This is a genomic window from Dankookia rubra, assembly GCF_004355005.1.
Classification (GTDB): Bacteria; Pseudomonadota; Alphaproteobacteria; order Acetobacterales; family Acetobacteraceae; genus Paracraurococcus; species Paracraurococcus ruber_A.
The window spans coordinates 1-541 of sequence record NZ_SMSJ01000347.1; the positions used below are offsets into that span (position 1 = coordinate 1).

Below are 541 nucleotides of genomic sequence, written 5' to 3' on the forward strand. Positions count from 1 at the left end.
GATGAGTTCGTGTCCGTACAACTGGCGTAATCATGGCCCTTCGGGGCCATTGTTTCTCTGTGGAGGAGTCCATGACGAAAGATGAACTGATTGCCCGTCTCCGCTCGCTGGGTGAACAACTGAACCGTGATGTCAGCCTGACGGGGACGAAAGAAGAACTGGCGCTCCGTGTGGCAGAGCTGAAAGAGGAGCTTGATGACACGGATGAAACTGCCGGTCAGGACACCCCTCTCAGCCGGGAAAATGTGCTGACCGGACATGAAAATGAGGTGGGATCAGCGCAGCCGGATACCGTGATTCTGGATACGTCTGAACTGGTCACGGTCGTGGCACTGGTGAAGCTGCATACTGATGCACTTCACGCCACGCGGGATGAACCTGTGGCATTTGTGCTGCCGGGAACGGCGTTTCGTGTCTCTGCCGGTGTGGCAGCCGAAATGACAGAGCGCGGCCTGGCCAGAATGCAATAACGGGAGGCGCTGTGGCTGATTTCGATAACCTGTTCGATGCTGCCATTGCCCGCGCCGATGAAACGATACGC

Annotated in this window: 1 protein-coding gene; it reads left to right on the forward strand. The window is 56.9% G+C overall.

Annotated elements, in window-relative coordinates:
- Positions 1-71: 71 nt before the first annotated feature.
- On the forward strand, positions 72-470 hold the full coding sequence (locus E2C06_RS36920; RefSeq protein WP_000158919.1) for a DNA-packaging protein FI: 399 nt from the start codon (positions 72-74) through the stop codon (positions 468-470).
- Positions 471-541: the final 71 nt, after the last annotated feature.

Excerpts from the sequence above, each read along its gene's own strand:
- E2C06_RS36920 (WP_000158919.1), top strand. The coding sequence starts at position 72 with ATGACGAAAGATGAACTGATTGCCCGTCTCCGCTCGCTGGGTGAACAA.